Annotated in this window: 18 protein-coding genes; 12 read left to right on the top strand and 6 right to left on the bottom strand. The window is 72.8% G+C overall.

The window, feature by feature from the left end; translation table 11 throughout:
- Positions 1-54 precede the first annotated feature (54 nt).
- Both trpD and OF117_RS18410 read right to left on the bottom strand, forming a co-directional pair.
- A complete protein-coding gene (gene trpD, locus OF117_RS18415; protein ID WP_263554301.1) occupies positions 55-1,140 on the bottom strand; it encodes an anthranilate phosphoribosyltransferase in 1,086 nt (361 codons plus the stop codon).
- A gap of 14 nt (positions 1,141-1,154) precedes the next feature.
- A complete protein-coding gene (locus OF117_RS18410; protein WP_263554300.1) occupies positions 1,155-1,586 on the bottom strand; it encodes a hypothetical protein in 432 nt (143 codons plus the stop codon).
- Positions 1,587-1,712: 126 nt separating this feature from the next.
- Here OF117_RS18410 and OF117_RS18405 point away from each other — a divergent pair, with 126 nt between their 5' ends.
- The 4 genes from OF117_RS18405 to OF117_RS18385 all read left to right on the top strand — a co-directional run bounded on the left by OF117_RS18405 (position 1,713) and on the right by OF117_RS18385 (position 6,144).
- Complete coding sequence (locus OF117_RS18405; RefSeq protein ID WP_318014272.1) at positions 1,713-2,339, top strand: heme-copper oxidase subunit III; 627 nt, start codon at positions 1,713-1,715, stop codon at positions 2,337-2,339.
- 7 nt (positions 2,340-2,346) lie between these two features.
- Complete coding sequence (locus OF117_RS22180) at positions 2,347-3,243, top strand: cytochrome c (protein WP_318014271.1); 897 nt, start codon at positions 2,347-2,349, stop codon at positions 3,241-3,243.
- A 73-nt stretch (positions 3,244-3,316) separates the two neighbouring features.
- Positions 3,317-4,426, top strand: coding sequence for a ubiquinol-cytochrome c reductase iron-sulfur subunit (locus OF117_RS18390; protein ID WP_263554298.1), 1,110 nt, complete (start codon positions 3,317-3,319; stop codon positions 4,424-4,426).
- Positions 4,426-6,144, top strand: a complete 1,719-nt coding sequence (locus OF117_RS18385) for a cytochrome b (protein ID WP_263554297.1) — start codon at positions 4,426-4,428, stop codon at positions 6,142-6,144. Before OF117_RS18390 ends, OF117_RS18385 begins: the two co-directional genes overlap by 1 nt.
- Before the next feature lie 477 nt (positions 6,145-6,621).
- On the opposite strand, the gene OF117_RS18380 is transcribed toward OF117_RS18385, so the two are convergent.
- Both OF117_RS18380 and coxB read right to left on the bottom strand, forming a co-directional pair.
- On the bottom strand, positions 6,622-7,026 hold the full coding sequence (locus OF117_RS18380) for a cytochrome c oxidase subunit 4 (RefSeq protein ID WP_263554296.1): 405 nt from the start codon (positions 7,024-7,026) through the stop codon (positions 6,622-6,624).
- Positions 7,027-7,077: 51 nt separating this feature from the next.
- Positions 7,078-7,884, bottom strand: coding sequence for a cytochrome c oxidase subunit II (coxB, locus tag OF117_RS18375; RefSeq protein ID WP_263554295.1), 807 nt, complete (start codon positions 7,882-7,884; stop codon positions 7,078-7,080).
- A gap of 334 nt (positions 7,885-8,218) precedes the next feature.
- Between coxB and OF117_RS18370 the strand changes: the two genes are divergently transcribed.
- The 3 genes from OF117_RS18370 to asnB all read left to right on the top strand — a co-directional run bounded on the left by OF117_RS18370 (position 8,219) and on the right by asnB (position 10,953).
- Complete coding sequence (locus tag OF117_RS18370) at positions 8,219-8,578, top strand: metalloprotease (protein ID WP_263554370.1); 360 nt, start codon at positions 8,219-8,221, stop codon at positions 8,576-8,578.
- Positions 8,562-8,954, top strand: a complete 393-nt coding sequence (locus tag OF117_RS18365) for a DUF3817 domain-containing protein (protein WP_263554294.1) — start codon at positions 8,562-8,564, stop codon at positions 8,952-8,954. Before OF117_RS18370 ends, OF117_RS18365 begins: the two co-directional genes overlap by 17 nt.
- Positions 8,955-9,021: 67 nt before the next feature.
- Positions 9,022-10,953: an asparagine synthase (glutamine-hydrolyzing) gene (gene asnB, locus OF117_RS18360; protein ID WP_263554293.1), complete on the top strand. Its 1,932-nt coding sequence runs from the start codon at positions 9,022-9,024 to the stop codon at positions 10,951-10,953.
- 145 nt (positions 10,954-11,098) lie between these two features.
- Here the strand turns inward: asnB and OF117_RS18355 are convergent, their stop codons facing one another.
- On the bottom strand, positions 11,099-11,470 hold the full coding sequence (locus tag OF117_RS18355) for a HesB/IscA family protein (protein WP_263554292.1): 372 nt from the start codon (positions 11,468-11,470) through the stop codon (positions 11,099-11,101).
- A 154-nt stretch (positions 11,471-11,624) separates the two neighbouring features.
- On the opposite strand from OF117_RS18355, the gene OF117_RS18350 reads away from it, so the two are divergent.
- Positions 11,625-12,245, top strand: coding sequence for a DUF3043 domain-containing protein (locus OF117_RS18350; protein ID WP_263554291.1), 621 nt, complete (start codon positions 11,625-11,627; stop codon positions 12,243-12,245).
- Positions 12,246-12,272: 27 nt separating this feature from the next.
- Here the strand turns inward: OF117_RS18350 and OF117_RS18345 are convergent, their stop codons facing one another.
- The gene (locus tag OF117_RS18345) at positions 12,273-12,485 is read right to left on the bottom strand and encodes a hypothetical protein (RefSeq protein WP_263554290.1); all 213 of its coding nucleotides are present in this window, start codon (positions 12,483-12,485) and stop codon (positions 12,273-12,275) included.
- 137 nt (positions 12,486-12,622) lie between these two features.
- Between OF117_RS18345 and OF117_RS18340 the strand changes: the two genes are divergently transcribed.
- From OF117_RS18340 to OF117_RS18325, 4 genes are all read left to right on the top strand, one after another.
- Positions 12,623-13,060 (top strand): phage holin family protein, encoded by a 438-nt coding sequence (locus OF117_RS18340; protein ID WP_263554289.1) that lies wholly within the window; start codon positions 12,623-12,625, stop codon positions 13,058-13,060.
- Positions 13,057-13,470: a DUF3618 domain-containing protein gene (locus OF117_RS18335; protein WP_263554288.1), complete on the top strand. Its 414-nt coding sequence runs from the start codon at positions 13,057-13,059 to the stop codon at positions 13,468-13,470. Before OF117_RS18340 ends, OF117_RS18335 begins: the two co-directional genes overlap by 4 nt.
- Positions 13,467-13,739 (top strand): DUF4235 domain-containing protein, encoded by a 273-nt coding sequence (locus tag OF117_RS18330; protein ID WP_263554287.1) that lies wholly within the window; start codon positions 13,467-13,469, stop codon positions 13,737-13,739. The genes OF117_RS18335 and OF117_RS18330 overlap by 4 nt, the downstream gene beginning before the upstream one ends.
- Positions 13,740-13,815: 76 nt before the next feature.
- On the top strand, positions 13,816-14,925 hold the full coding sequence (locus OF117_RS18325) for a YihY/virulence factor BrkB family protein (protein ID WP_263554286.1): 1,110 nt from the start codon (positions 13,816-13,818) through the stop codon (positions 14,923-14,925).
- Positions 14,926-14,960: the final 35 nt, after the last annotated feature.

Below are 14,960 nucleotides of genomic sequence, written 5' to 3'. Positions count from 1 at the left end.
GGCGCGGGAAGGACGCCGCGGGATGACGGGAGGCGACCGGAACGGTGCGAGCGGCTACGCCGGCGCCCGCCGGGCCGCCGCGGCGGCCCGGCTCACCTCGATCCACCGCTCGAGGAGGGCGGCGGCCCGCCCGTCGTCGATGGCCGAGGCGGCGCGCACCATGCCCGCCGCGAGCGCGTCGTGCAGCCGCGCGGCGCGCTCGTCGAAGGCGGTCAGCGCCGCGGCCGCGTTGAGCAGCACCGCGTCGCGCACCGGACCGCGCTCGCCGCCCAGGAGCCGCCGGAACACCTCCGCGTTGGCCGCGGCGTCGCCTCCGCGCAGGGCCCCGGGTCGCGGCGGAGGGACGTCGAGCGCCGCGGGGTCGACCCGGTCGGGTTCCACCTCGCCGTTCCGCACGACCCAGACCGCCGACGTGGTGGCCGTGGTCAGCTCGTCCAGCCCGTCGTCCCCGCGGAACACCAGGGCGCGACCGCCGCGGCCGGCCAGCACCGCGGCGAGCACGGGCGCCATGCGCGCGTCGGCGCAGCCGATGGCGGCCGCGACCGGCCGCGCCGGGTTGGTGAGCGGCCCGAGGAAGTTGAAGACGGTGCCGATGCCCATCTCCCGCCGGGGCGCGGCCGCGTGCCGGTACCCCGGGTGGAAGACCGGCGCGAAGAAGAACCCGATGCCGGCCTCGGTGACGCAGCGGGCCACGCCGTCGCCGGGCAGGTCGATGACCACCCCCAGCGCCTCCAGCACGTCGGCCGCCCCGGACGACGAGGACGCCGCCCGGTTGCCGTGCTTGGCCACCGGGACCCCGGTCGCGGCGGTGACCACCGCGGCCATCGTCGAGATGTTGACCGTGTGCGCCCCGTCGCCCCCGGTGCCGACGATGTCGACCGCGGGCCGCGGCAACCGCACCGGCGTGGCGAGCTCCAGCATCGTGCGCGCCAGCCCGGCGACCTCCTCGGGTGCCTCGCCCTTGGCGCGCAGCGCGACGGCGAACGCGGCGACCTGGGCCGGCGTCGCCTCGCCGGTCATCACCTCGCGCATCGCCCACGCGGTGTCGTCGGCCGACAGGTGCCGGCCGGCCAGCAGCCGGTTGAGCAGCGACGGCCAGGTCGGCGTCGTCCCCGCGGCGGCCGGTGCTCCCGCTGCCATCGGCGCGCCCGGGCTCAGGAGCGCGCGACGGGCCGCCGCGCCACCCGCTCGCGCAGCAGCTCCGCCACCACGCGGGGGGCGCTCAGCGGATCGACCGGGAACGGCAGGGTGCCCTCGGCCCGCGACCAGTGCGCCAGCCACCGATCGGCCTGGCGGGCGATGAGCACGCACACGGCCGGCCGGTCGGCGACCTCCTGGTCCAGTTGCCGGCACAGCGCCAGGCCGCCGGTGGGTTGGGCCTCCCCGTCGAGGATGCACAGGTCGACGCCGCCGCGGTCGACGGTGGCGACGACCTCCTCCCCGGTGGTGCACTCGATCCACGTGAGCGGCCCGACGTCGGCCGCCGGGCGGCGGCCGACGGCCGTCCGGACGGCGGCGCGGACGTCGGGGCGGTGGCTGTAGACCAGCACGGTGGCCGGCGCGGCGGTCGACTCGGCGGAGCTCACGGCGCGAGCCTAGTGCGCCCGGGGCCGGGCACCCGTCGACCTGCAGGTCCGGCGCGATCTCGGGATGGTCACGGACCGCGGCGCGCGCTCCACCCGCAGTCGTGACCGCCCCGCGCCGATGCCATGATGGCGGGCGTGACAACGGCCCCCGTGGCGAGCAGCACCTTCGACACCTCCCGGGTGCACTCCCTGACCCGACCGAACATGGTCAGCGTCGGCACGATCATCTGGCTGTCCAGCGAGCTGATGTTCTTCGCCGGCCTGTTCGCCATGTACTTCACCGCCCGAGCCCGGGCGGGCGCGGAGGAGGGCTGGCCGCCCGAGCCCACCGAGCTGAACCTGCCGTACGCGCTGGTCTTCACGATCATCCTGGTGGCGTCCTCGGTGACCTGCCAGTACGGCGTGTTCGCCGCCGAGCAGGGCAACGTCTACGGGCTGCGCCGCTGGTTCGCCCTGACCTTCGTGATGGGCCTGGTCTTCGTGCTGGGCCAGGCCTTCGAGTACGTCCAGCTGGTCGAGGAGGGGACGTCGATCTCGTCGTCCACCTACGGCTCGGTCTTCTACCTGACCACGGGCTTCCACGGCCTCCACGTCATCGGCGGCCTGGTCGCGTTCGTCTACGTGCTCATCCGGTCCACCATGGGCCGGTTCACGCCGGCGCAGGCGACCTCCGCGATCGTGGTCTCCTACTACTGGCACTTCGTCGACGTCGTGTGGATCGGGCTGTTCGCCACGATCTACCTGATCCGCTAGGGAACCGGTGTCCACCACGAACCAGCAGTCCGACGCCCCGCACCCCGGCACCGCCGGGGCTGCCCCCCGGCGGTCCCGCTGGGGCCGCCGTCCGGCCGACGGGACGCCGGCCGCGGCCGCCCGCGCGCGCCTGCGGTCGCGCCGGCGCCGCCGCCTCGGCAACGTCGCCGGCCTGCTGGCCGGGCTGATCCTCACCGGCGCCCTCTACTCGGCGCTGGCGCCGGCGCACGCGGCCGACTCGAGCGCCGACGCCGACACCGAGAGCGCGGTGGAGGCCGGCGAGGAGCTGTACACCCGCAGCTGCATCACCTGCCACGGCGAGAACCTCGAGGGCGTCAACAACCGCGGCCCCTCGCTGATCGGCGTCGGAGAGGCCGCCGTGTACTTCCAGGTGCACACCGGCCGCATGCCGCTCGTGCGGCAGGAGGCCGACGCCCCCGACAAGCCGGTCGTCTTCTCCGACGAGGAGATCGACCAGCTCGGCGCCTACATCCAGGCCAACGGCGGCGGCCCGACGCTGCCCTCCGGTGACCTGCGCGACGGCGACCTGGCCGAGGGTGGCGAGCTGTTCCGTCTGAACTGCGCCTCCTGCCACAACTTCGTCGGCCAGGGCGGCGCGCTGTCCTCCGGCAAGGCCGCGCCCAGCCTCGAGGCCAGCAACGACCTCGAGATCTACACGGCGATGCTGAGCGGCCCGGAGAACATGCCGGTCTTCGGAGACAACCAGATCACCCCCGAGGAGAAGCGGGCGATCATCAACTACGTCCAGACCATCAAGGGCGCCGGCGACCCGGGCGGCGCCGGGATCGGTCGCCTCGGCCCGGCCCCCGAGGGCCTGGTGATCTGGGTCGTCGGCGTGGCCGCCACGCTGTTCGGCGTCTACTGGATCGGGACCAAGGCGTGAGCGCGCCCGCCCGCACCCGGACCGTCCTCACCGCCGTGCCGGCGCGCACGGCACCCGCCAGCGAGGAGGCAGCGTGACCGCGCGCGACACCCGCGCCGAGGTCGGCACGGGCGACGTCCAGGACTCCGGCCACGGCGGCCCGGACGACGACTACCCGCCGGAGCGCCTGGCGGCGATCGGCCGCGAGGACCTCGACCACCTGGGGGCCCGGTACGACGGCGTGCACGTGCTGCACGTCGACCCGCCGCCGGCACCCGGCTCGCCGCTGGAGAAGCGGGCCACCCGCCAGGTCAGCATGCTGTTCGCCCTGGCGGGGCTGTTCGCCTTCCTGTTCGTCTTCGTCTACGTGGGCTCCGGCTGGTTCCTGCCCGACTGGCGGTGGGAGGTCGGCGGCGACTGGTGGGGCCTGCTGTTCACCCCGATGCTCGGCATCTCGATGGGCCTGTCGCTGCTGTGCGTGGGCGCCGCCCTCGTCGTCTACACCAAGAAGCTGCTCCCGCACGAGACGGCCATGCAGGAGAAGCACGAGGGTTCGAACTTCGAGCGCGTCACGGCCGCGGCCACCCTGCAGAAGGGCTGGCACAACAGCGGCCTGGGCCGGCGGAAGCTGCTGCTCGGCTCGGTGGGCTTCATGGGCGGCGGTCTGGGTCTCATGCTCCTCGCCCCGCTCGGTGGTCTGATCAAGAACCCGAACGCCGGCAACCCGCTGGGCACCACGTCGTGGGGCGAGGGCGTGCGGCTGCTGCGCGAGGACGGGACGCCGGTCCGGCCCGGCGACCAGGAGCCCGGCTCGCTGGCCACCGTCTTCCCGGCCGTGCCGGGCGGCAACCGGGAGTCCGACGCGGCGACCATGCTGATCCGGCTCCGGCCGGCCCAGGTCCAGTCCGCCACCGCGCGCGCCGGCCAGGAGGACTTCGGCTACGGCGACTACGTCGCCTACTCGAAGATCTGCACGCACGCCGGCTGCCCGGTGTCGCTGTACGAGCAGGAGACCAGCCGGATCCTCTGTCCCTGCCACCAGTCGCAGTTCGACGTCACGCAGGGCGCCAAGCCGGTCTTCGGACCGGCCACCCGGGCGCTGCCGCAGCTGCCCATCACGGTCGACGAGGAAGGCTTCTTCGTCGCACGCAGCGACTACATTGAGGCTGTGGGTCCCACGTACTGGAATCGGGAGCGCATCTGATGGCCACCGCCACCGCTCCGGGCGCTCCTCGGACCGCTCTCGGCAAGGCCGCCGTCGAACTCGACGAGCGCCTCATCGTCGCCGGCCCGCTCCGGCGCACGCTGCACAAGGTCTTCCCCGACCACTGGTCGTTCCTGCTCGGTGAGATCGCGCTCTACTCGTTCGTGGTGCTGCTGCTCACCGGCACGTACCTGACCTTCTTCTTCCAGGGGTCGATGACCGAGGTCGTCTACGAGGGGTCCTACGCCCCGCTGCGGGGCGTGGAGATGTCGGTGGCCTACGCCTCGACGCTCGACCTGTCCTTCGACGTCCGCGGCGGCCTGGTGGTCCGGCAGATCCACCACTGGTCGGCGCTGCTGTTCGTGGCCGCGATCGTCGTCCACCTCATGCGGATCTTCTTCACCGGCGCCTTCCGCCGGCCGCGGGAGACCAACTGGCTGATCGGCATCGCCCTGCTCGTGCTCGCCCTGGTCGAGGGCTTCGCCGGCTACTCCATGCCCGACGACCTCCTGTCGGGCACCGGCCTGCGCATCGCCTCGGCGATCATGCTCGCGATCCCGGTGGTCGGTACCTGGGTGCACTTCGCGGTGTTCGGGGGTGACTACGTCGGTGAGCTGATCGTCGGTCGCCTCTACATCGCCCACGTGCTGCTGATCCCGGCGATCATGCTGGGCCTCATCGCGCTGCACCTGCTGATCCTGGTCAAGCAGAAGCACACCCAGTTCCCCGGTGCGGGGCGGACCGAGCACAACGTGGTCGGCGTCCGCATGTTCCCGACCTTCGCCGTGAAGTCGACCGGGCTGTTCTTCGTCGTGTTCGCCGTGTGCGCCGCTCTGGGTGGTGCCGTCCAGATCAACCCGGTGTGGTTGTGGGGTCCCTACGACCCGGCGAAGGTGTCCGCCGCGTCGCAGCCGGACTGGTACATCATGTTCCTCGACGGGTCGACGCGACTGTTCCCGGCGTGGGACATCAACCTCCCCGGCGACTACACGATCCCCGCCCTGTTCTGGCCGACGCTGGTGCTGCCGGGCATCATCTTCACGCTCATGGCGCTCTACCCGGTGCTCGAGCGCGTGCTCACCGGTGACACGGCGTCGCACCACCTGCTGCAGCGGCCACGGGACGTGCCCGTGCGCACCAGCCTGGGCGCGATGTCGATCGCCTTCTACGTCGTGCTGCTGCTCTCGGGCGCCAACGACGTCATCGCGGAGAAGTTCGACATCAGCCTCAACGCGATGACCTGGGCGGGTCGCCTGGGCCTCATCCTCCTGCCGGCGGCCGCGTACGTGCTCACCTACCGGGTCTGCCTGGGCCTGCAGAAGCACGACCGGGAGGTGCTCGAGCACGGCATCGAGACCGGCGTCATCCGCCGGCTGCCCAATGGCGAGTTCATCGAGGTGCACCAGCCACTGGGTCCCGTCGACGCGCACGGCCACGGCCAGCTGGCCTACGGCGGCGCGCCGGTGCCCAAGCGGATGAACCAGGTGGGCGGAGCCCGCCGGGCGATCCGCGGGTTCTTCACGCCGATCGAGGAGCCCATCCGGGTCGAGCTCGAGCAGCGCGAGGAGAGTCGCGGTCTGGCAACGGCCGAGGAGGGCGGCCGCGAGCTGACCTCCGCCGGCCGGCCCACCGAGGGCGGTCGTCCGTCCGAGGGCGGCCGACCGTCCGAGGGCGGTCGTCCGTCCGAGGGCGGCCGACCGCAGGAGCCGCGCGACTAGCCCGCACGGCAGGACGCGTCCGGGGCCCCGGTGGAGCGATCCACCGGGGCTCCGCTGCATGCCGGGCCCCGGCTCCGGGTGCCGCCGCCCGGTGCGCCGCCGCCTGACCGCCTGACCGCCTGACCGCCCGACCGTGGACGATCGCGCGCCGCCTCCCCGTGGGGGATCGCGCCCGCCGCTCCACCGTGGACGGTGGCAGACCCATGGATCTCTCGAGTCGCCGCGAAGTCTCCTCGGGTGCCCATGTCAGCGGACGCGGGATCTCCTCCCCCCCGGCCATCGGCCGCCCCGGCGGTGGCGCCGCCCGCTCGGGAGGACCTGCGCGCCGCCCCGGCGGGCAGCCGGCCGCGTCGAAGCCTGCGACAGGGCCTCCCCGGACACCGGCCGGCCCAGCGGCGCCGGGCGCACAGCGACGAGGGCCCCTCCGCCGGTGCGGAGGGGCCCTCGTGGACGTCGGCCGCTGCACGCGGCGGGGCGTCAGCCCTGGGTGGCGTTCTGCCCGACGTAGTACTCGAAGAGCAGGCCACCGATGGTGAGGAGCAGGGCCACGACCCCGATGACCAGCAGCCAGGCGTACCAGTAGGCCAGTCCCAGGCCCAGCAGGGCGGCGGAGGCCGCCACGGCGACGGGCCAGTAGCTGCTGGGGCTGAAGAAGCCCAGCTCGCCGGCGCCCTCGGCGATCTCGGCGTCCTTCCGGTCCTCGGGCCGCGGGTCGATGCGCCGCGAGACGAACCAGAAGAAGCCGCCGATCAGGCCGGTGAGCCCGCCGGACAGGACCAGCGCGGTGGTGCCGATCGGCTCCTTCGCCCAGAAGCCGTAGACGGCCGCGGCGATGAAGCAGAACAGCGTGATGATGTTGAAGATGAGCGCTTCGACCTTCACGGCCGTTCCTCCTGCGGTGTCCTGCGGGCTCCGGTCGGGCTCACGGGCGGGTCACCCCTCCGCGAGCTGCTGCTCGCCGCCCGGGACCAGCGGGAAGGGCGACGTGGTCACCGACTCGCCGGGGAGACCGATCGACTCCAAGGCCTCGAAGGTGTCCTGCCCGTCCTCCCGCGCCGCGATGTAGCTCTCGTAGTCCTCGGCGCTGACCGCGCGGACCTCGAAGTTCATGTAGGCGTGGTAGGTGCCGCACAGTTCCGCGCAGCGGCCCACGTAAGCACCCTCCTCGCGGACGGTGACCTCGAAGACGTTGTCCCGGCCGTTCTCGTTGCCCGGGATGACGTCGAGCTTGAAGAGGAACTCGGGCACCCAGAACGAGTGGATGACGTCGGCCGACGCCAGCTCGAAGCGGAGCGTCTGGTCGACCGGCACCACCAGGACGGGGATCTCGGTGCTCGTGCCGATGGTGTCGACCGGCTCGCCGTCCGGGTCCTGGGTCTCCGGGTAGACGAACTGCCAATTCCACTTGAAGGCGTTGACCGCGATCGTGACGTCGGGGTCGGGGCTGCGCTGCTGCACCCGGTTCTGCACGACCACGGTGTAGAAGAACAGGACCGCGATGATCAGGAACGGGATGATCGTGTAGACGATCTCCAGCGGCAGGTTGTACGCGGTCTGCTTGGGCAGCTCGTCGCTGCGCTTGCGGTGGAAAATCACCGACCAGAAGATCAGGCCCCACACCAGGAAGCCGACGACGAGGGCCGCGATGACCGAGCCGGTCCACAGCTCGCGCATGGCCTCGGCCTCGTCGGTGACGCCTTCCGGCCACCCGAAGCGCCAGAACTCGTTGTTCAGGTTCAAGCCGTCTCCCCCGGGAGACCGAGCGCGGAGGGCCGCGCCAGCTTGCCTCGAGCCACCGCTCGCTGCCTCCTCGTCCTCCGCCCGGCCATCGAGCGGTCCCGCGGCGCGCCGCCGACCGGGCCTCCCGGTACGCGGCACGTCCGCCGATCAGTGTGCGCCGAGACTAGCCGACGGCGCGCGGCGGCCGACCACCGGAGAGGCGCTGGTGCGGCCCGGCGCGCCGCGTCCGATCGGACACCCGACGGGACGGCCGAGCCGGAGGTCGTGGAGCGTGTGACCTGTGGCGCGGAGGGCCGCGGGCACCCGTCCGGCGGTTAGAGTCGGAGGCGTGTACATGCGGCTGCTGACGCCCAAGTGGGTGCTGCTGCACCTGCTGGTGGTCGGCCTCTTCGTCGCCACCTTCTTCCTCGGCCACTGGCAGCTCACCAAGGCCGCGGGCGGCGGCGGCGCGGTCAACTGGAGCTACGCGCTGCAGTGGCCCCTGTACGGCTTCATGGGCCTGGGTTTCTACATCAAGATGGTGAGGGACGAGCTGCACCGCGACCCGGACGCCGACGAACCCGGCACGGCCGTCGTCCTCTACCAGCGCCCCCGCATCGACACCTCCGACGACCCGGAGCTCGCCGCCTACAACGCCTACCTGGCCGAGCTCAACGAGCGGGCGCTGCAGCAGCGGGGTGACGGTGCCCGCTGAGCGCACCGCCGCGCCCGCCGGGCGCTCCAGCGCCCTCCCCGCCGTCCTCGCCCGCCGCGCCGGCCGCGACGTGCCGGCCGCCCTGCGGCGCTACCGCGTCATGGCCACGGTGGTCGGCGTCCTGCTCGTCGTCCTGTTCCTCGTGGCGATGCCGGTGAAGTACCTCGCCGGGGTCGACGAGCCGGTCGCCGTGATCGGCACCCTGCACGGCTGGCTCTACTTCATCTTCTTCCTCACCGCGTGCGACCTGGCCCTGCGCGCCCGCTGGCGGCTCTGGTTCACGGTGGGCACCGTGCTGGCCGGTACCGTTCCCGTGCTGTCCTTCTACGCCGAGCGCGTGGCCACCCGGCGCACCCGCGCCGGCGAGCGCCTCTGACCGTCCGAACGCCTCCCCGCCCGGTCCGCACCGGGACGGCACCCGACACCAGGGAGACCTGCGCCTGATGTGCGGCCTGCTGGCCTACCTGTCCACCGACACCGACCGCGTCCTCGACGACACCGTCGAGGGCGTCCGCGAGGCGCTGCACAGCCTGCACCACCGCGGCCCCGACGACACCCAGGTCTGGTGGGACCGGCGGGCGGTGCTCGGGTTCAACCGGCTGTCGATCATCGACCTCGAGGGCAGCCCGCAGCCGCTCCCCTACGCCGGTGGCCGTTACCGGATCCTGTTCAACGGTGAGATCTACAACTACCTCGAGCTGCGCAAGGAACTGGCCGACGCCGGCGCCAACTTCGCCACGGAGGGCGACACCGAGGCGATCGTCGCCGGCTACCACCTGTGGGGCGAGGAGGTCGTCACCCGGCTGCGCGGCATGTTCTCGTTCGTCATCTGGGACACCCGCACCCGGACGGCGTTCGGCGCCCGCGACCCGTTCGGCATCAAGCCCCTCTTCACCGCCCGGCTCGCCGACGGCGGGCTGGTCTTCAGCTCGGAGAAGAAGGCCGTGCTGGAGATGCTCGGCGGCTCCGCGGCGGCCGGCGGTGTCGACGCCGCGTCGCTGCAGCACTACCTGACGCTGCAGTACGTGCCCGAGCCGGCGACCCTCCACCGCGGCATCCGGCGGATCGAGAGCGGCACCTGCTTCACCGTGGTGGACGGCGAGCTGCACACCCGCCGCTACTTCCACCCCACCTTCCCGGTGCTGCCGGTCAGCAAGGACGGCGAGCAGGCGCTCTACGACCGCATCGCGGACGCGCTCGACGAGTCGGTGCGCGTCCACATGCGCGCCGACGTCACGGTCGGCTCGTTCCTCTCCGGTGGCATCGACTCCACCGCCATCGCCGCGCTGGCCAAGCGGTACAACCCCGACCTGATGACCTTCACCGTCGGCTTCGAGCGCGAGGGGTTCTCGGAGATCGACGTCGCGGCCGAGTCGGCGGCCGCGATCGGCGTCGAGCACATCACCAAGGTCGTCACGCCGGACGAGTTCGCCGCCGCCATCCCCCTGGTGGTCTGGTACCTCGACGACCCGGTGGCCGACCCGGCGCTCGTGCCGCTGTACTTCGTCGCCCGCGAGGCCCGCGAGCACGTCAAGGTGGTGCTCTCCGGGGAGGGTGCCGACGAGCTGTTCGGCGGTTACAACATCTACCGGGAGCCGCTGTCGCTGGCCGCCTTCGAGCGGCTGCCCGCCGGTCTGCGCCGGGCGCTCGGCTCCCTGTCCGGCCGCCTGCCCGACGGGATGCGCGGCAAGGACCTGCTGCGCCGCGGCTCCATCCCGCTCGAGCAGCGGTACTACGGCAACGCCCGCATCTTCCGCGACGACGAGCTCGGCTTCCTCGAGACCCGCGACCCGGACCTGTCCCACGTCGCCGTGACCGCCGAGCTGTACGAGCGCACCCGAGCCGCCGGCTACGACGACGTGACGGCCATGCAGTACGTCGACCTGTTCACCTGGTTGCGCGGCGACATCCTGGTCAAGGCCGACAAGATGACGATGGCCAACTCGCTGGAGCTGCGGGTGCCGTTCCTCGACCCCGAGGTGTTCGAGGTGGCCTCGACGCTGCCGGTCGACCAGCGGGTCACCAGGCAGACGACCAAGCACGCGCTGCGGCGGGCGATGGAGCAGATCGTGCCGCCGCACGTGCTGAACCGGCGCAAGCTCGGCTTCCCGGTGCCGACGCGGCACTGGCTGGCCGACCAGCTGCACGACTGGGCCCGGCAGATCATCGAGGACAGCCAGACCGACGAATGGCTGGACAGGCAGCAGGTGCTGGCGATGCTCACCGCCCACCGGGCCAACCAGATCGCCGGCTCACCGGTCGACTACTCGCGCAAGCTGTGGACCCTGCTGGTGTTCATGGTCTGGCACGGCATCTTCGTCGAGGGCCGGATCACCCCCGAGGTGCCCGCAACCGTCTACCCCGTCCGGTTGTAGCCCTGCCCTCGGGTGTGCGCCGGGCCCGGACACCGCGGCGCCCCGCCTCCTGCGCGGAGGCGGGGCGCCGTCGACGCAGCGGCTCGACGTGTCCGGGGGACGACACCTGGCCGCGGTGCGATCCGGAGGACCGCAGCGTCACCGCTCAGTGGAAGCTGTCGCCGCAGGCGCAGGAGCCCTGCGCGTTGGGGTTGTCGATCGTGAAGCCCTGCTTCTCGATGGTGTCCACGAAGTCGATCACCGCACCGCCGAGGTAGGGGCCGCTCATCCGGTCCACGATGACCTCGACACCGTTGAAGTCGTAGGTCTGGTCGCCGTCCAGGAACCGCTCGTCGAAGAACAGTTGGTACCGCAGGCCCGAGCAACCGCCGGGCTGGACGGCGATGCGCAGCCGCAGGTCGTCGCGACCCTCCTGGTCCAGCAGCGCCTTGACCTTCGCCGCCGCCGGGTCGCTGAGCACGACGCCGGTGGGGCCGGCGGCGGGGCCGCCGATGGTCGAGGTGTCCTGCACCGTCATGTCCGAGTCCTCCTCCAGTCGAGGTGTCCGCTGCGCACGTCCTGCCGCGGACCAACACCGCCGTGGCGGAGCCTGTTCCACTGTACGGCGACGGGGATGCCCGCCGGCACCGGCGCAGCCGGACTGTGGTGGTGCCCACGTAGACTGCCGGGTCGTGAAGCTCCGCCTGCCCGGCCGCCGCGACCGCGCCGAGACGACCGCTCCGACCACGACGGACGCCGGCGGGGACGCCTCCGCGGAGCAGCTCACGCAGCAGGGGAAGGGCCGGCCGACGCCCAGGCGCAGCGAGGCCCAGGGCCGGCGCCCGGGCCCGCCGCCGCCTCCGCCGACCACCCGCAAGGAGGCCTACAAGCGGATGCGCGCGCAGCAGGCAGCCGGCCGCGCCAACGTCCGGGCCGCCGCGGCGGCCGGTGACGATGCCGCCCTCCCGGCGCGCGATCGCGGCCCGGTGCGCAAGCTGGTGCGCGACGTCGTCGACTCCCGGCGCAACATCGGCAGCCTGTTCGTGGCCGTCGCCGGTGTGGCGCTGATCGGCACGGTCGTGCCGAGCCTGGCGGTGCGCAGCTACGCCACGTTCCTCCTGTTCTTCTACTTCCTGCTGCTGATCGCCGACTCCTTCGTGCTCGGCCGGCGGATCTCGCGGACCATCGCCGAGCGCTTCCCCGAGGCCAAGCAGCGCACGCGCGGCGCCGTCTGGTACGGGATCAGCCGCTCGACGATGGTCCGCCGCTGGCGGTTCCCGAAGCCCACGGTGCCGGTCGGCGCCAAGGTCTGACCGGGGCCGGGGCTCCTCCGACCCGGCTCACTCCGCCGCGAGCCCCATCGGGCCGTACACCTCGGTGTCGTCGTCGAACAACGTCACCGTCGCCACGCCGCGGGACAGCAGGTCCCGCCAGTTCTCCCCCAGCCACGACTCGGCGTCGCCCTGGTTGTCGGTCTCCGGCATCTCCACCCCCACGGACGCCGGGTCGACGGTCGCTCCGGACGGGTCCTCGAGACGCCAGTGCCAGCTCATGGACCGCAGGCTAGTGAGCACCCCGGCGGGCCGCCGCGGTGGTCGCGGTTCGGCAACCCTTGCCTCCCGACGGGTTACCGCGGCCGGGGTCCGGGCATGGAGGCTGACCGACCCCACGAACGAGGTCGGAGGACCTGATGACCCAGACCCCCACGGGCGGCGCCACCCGCGCGGACGCGGCGACCGCTCCCGAGAGCGCGTCGACCGGGCAGCTGGTCGGCCAGCTGACCGAGCAGATCTCCCGACTGGTCAAGGACGAGGCCCGGCTCGCGCAGGCCGAGGTGGCGCAGAAGGCCAAGCGGCTCGGCATCGGTGCCGGCCTGTTCGGCGGCGCCGGCCTGTTCGCCTTCTTCGGGCTGGCCGTCCTCGTCACCACCGCCGTCCTGGCCCTCGCGCTGGTCGTGGCGCCGTGGCTGGCGGCCCTGGTGGTCGCCGTCGTCCTGTTCGCCATCGCCGGCGTCCTCGCCCTGGTCGGCAAGAAGGACGTGCAGAAGGGGACTCCGCCGATCCCCGAGCAGGCGATCGCGGGCGTGCAGGCCGACATCGCCACGGTGAGGAAGGCGGCGTCCCGGTGACGGCGGCGCAACCGCAGCGCGGGGACGGCGCAGCGTCCGGCACGACCGACCCCGAGCAGTTGAAGGCCGACATCGAGGCCACCCGCGCCGAGCTCGGCCGCACGGTCGACGAGCTGAGCGCCCGCCTCGACGTCCCGGCGCGGGCCAGGGAGGGCGCCGCCCGGGCCAAGGACACGGCGGTCGAGACCTACCGGGAGAGCCCTCCGGCGGTCATCGGCGCAGGCGCCGCCCTGGCCGGTCTGCTCGCACTGCTCGTCGTCCTCCGGGTCCGCCGGCGGCGGAGGCAGCGGCGCGCCGCGCTGCTGGCCACGTCGTTCCTGCAGCAGGAGCGGGCGGCCCTGCGGGCCGCCAGGGCGAGCGCCAAGGACGCCGCCGAGGACGAGGCGCGCAAGCGGAGGAGGAACCGATGAGCACGGCAGCCAAGCTCGCGTACCGGCCGTTCGGCCTGGCGGGCGGCATCCTCGCGGGTGTCGTCTCCGGCGCGCTGTTCAAGCAGGTCTGGAAGCGGGTCGCCAAGGAAGACGACGCCCCGCGCGCGCTCGAGGGCGAGTACCGGATGCGGGAGGTGGTGCTCGCCGCCGCGATCCAGGGCGCGATCTTCGCCGCCACCAAGGCCGCCATCGACCGTGCCGGCGCCCGCGGCTTCACCAAGCTCACCGGGACCTGGCCCGGCGACTGACCCGCCGCCGTCCCACTGCTCCGCCCGTCCACACCGTCGGCCGCCCCGGCGGCCCACCCGCAGTCGAGGGGGAACCATGGCCGGCACCCGCCGCCGGGAGAGCGCAGTCGACCGGATCCGGGAACGGGTCGAGGAGAAGGCCGCCCGCAGGGCGGCGGCGCAGGAGGCCGCCCGGCGGGCGCCGGCGACCGACCCGCACCGGCCGCCGGACGGCGCTCCGGGCCACGAGACGCTGCCCGGCGTCACCGCCGACAAGCCCACCGCCATCCCGTGGGCCGGGTGGAAGCAGATCCTCAAGCGCTCGTGGGCCGAGCACAAGGCCGACAACATGCCGATCATCGCCGGCGGGGTCGCCTTCTTCGGTTTCCTCGCGATCTTCCCGGCGTTGATCGCCACGGTGTCCATCTACGGCCTGGTCGCCTCGTCCGAGGACGTCGCGCGGCAGATCGAGGACCTCTCCGCGCAGCTGCCCGAGTCCGCGGCGGAGCTCATCGGCGACCAGCTCCGCAGCCTGGCCACCGGCGGCGGGGGCGCGCTCACCATCGGCCTGATCGTGTCGATCCTCGGCGCGCTCTGGAGCGCCTCGGGCGGCGTGGGCAACCTGATCACCGCGGTGAACCTGGCCTACGACGAGGTCGAGACACGCAACTTCGTCAAGCTGAAGGCCACCTCCTTGGCGCTCACCCTGGGCGCCGTCGTCTTCGTCCTGATCACCTTCGCCCTGGTCGCCGTCGTCCCCGCCGTCCTGGAGGCGCTCCCCCTCGGCGTCGTCGGCACGGTGCTCGCCCAGGTCGTCCGCTGGACGCTGCTGCTCGGCGTCTTCACCGGCGCCCTCGCCATCCTCTACCGGGTGGCGCCCGACCGGGATGCGCCGAAGTTCCGCTGGGTCAGCCTCGGCTCGGTGATCGTCACGGTCGTCTGGGTGCTGGTGAGCCTGGCCTTCAGCTTCTACGTCGACAACTTCGGCTCGTACAACGAGACCTACGGTGCGATCGCCGGCGTCATCGTGCTCATGCTGTGGCTGTACCTGACCTGCTTCCTGGTGTTGCTCGGCGCGGAGATCAACTCCGAGGCCGAGCACCAGACGGCGCACGACACGACCGAGGGCGAACCCCGGCCGATGGGGCAGCGCGACGCGACGATGGCCGACGAGCTGCCCGACCCCCCGGAGCCGACGAAGCGCTGAGCGGAGGGGCTCCGTGCGCGTCACCCGCACGGAGC

Source organism: Geodermatophilus sp. YIM 151500 (assembly GCF_025716945.1).
Taxonomy (GTDB): Bacteria; Actinomycetota; Actinomycetes; order Mycobacteriales; family Geodermatophilaceae; genus YIM-151500.
This window is presented reverse-complemented; position numbering and strand designations above follow the sequence as displayed.

Excerpts from the sequence above, each read along its gene's own strand:
- trpD (WP_263554301.1), bottom strand. The coding sequence starts at position 1,140 with ATGGCAGCGGGAGCACCGGCCGCCGCGGGGACGACGCCGACCTGGCCG.
- OF117_RS18405 (WP_318014272.1), top strand. The coding sequence starts at position 1,713 with ATGGCGGGCGTGACAACGGCCCCCGTGGCGAGCAGCACCTTCGACACC.
- OF117_RS18385 (WP_263554297.1), top strand. The coding sequence starts at position 4,426 with ATGGCCACCGCCACCGCTCCGGGCGCTCCTCGGACCGCTCTCGGCAAG.
- OF117_RS18370 (WP_263554370.1), top strand. The coding sequence starts at position 8,219 with ATGCGGCTGCTGACGCCCAAGTGGGTGCTGCTGCACCTGCTGGTGGTC.
- asnB (WP_263554293.1), top strand. The coding sequence starts at position 9,022 with ATGTGCGGCCTGCTGGCCTACCTGTCCACCGACACCGACCGCGTCCTC.
- OF117_RS18355 (WP_263554292.1), bottom strand. The coding sequence starts at position 11,470 with ATGACGGTGCAGGACACCTCGACCATCGGCGGCCCCGCCGCCGGCCCC.
- OF117_RS18345 (WP_263554290.1), bottom strand. The coding sequence starts at position 12,485 with ATGAGCTGGCACTGGCGTCTCGAGGACCCGTCCGGAGCGACCGTCGAC.
- OF117_RS18340 (WP_263554289.1), top strand. The coding sequence starts at position 12,623 with ATGACCCAGACCCCCACGGGCGGCGCCACCCGCGCGGACGCGGCGACC.
- OF117_RS18330 (WP_263554287.1), top strand. The coding sequence starts at position 13,467 with ATGAGCACGGCAGCCAAGCTCGCGTACCGGCCGTTCGGCCTGGCGGGC.
- OF117_RS18325 (WP_263554286.1), top strand. The coding sequence starts at position 13,816 with ATGGCCGGCACCCGCCGCCGGGAGAGCGCAGTCGACCGGATCCGGGAA.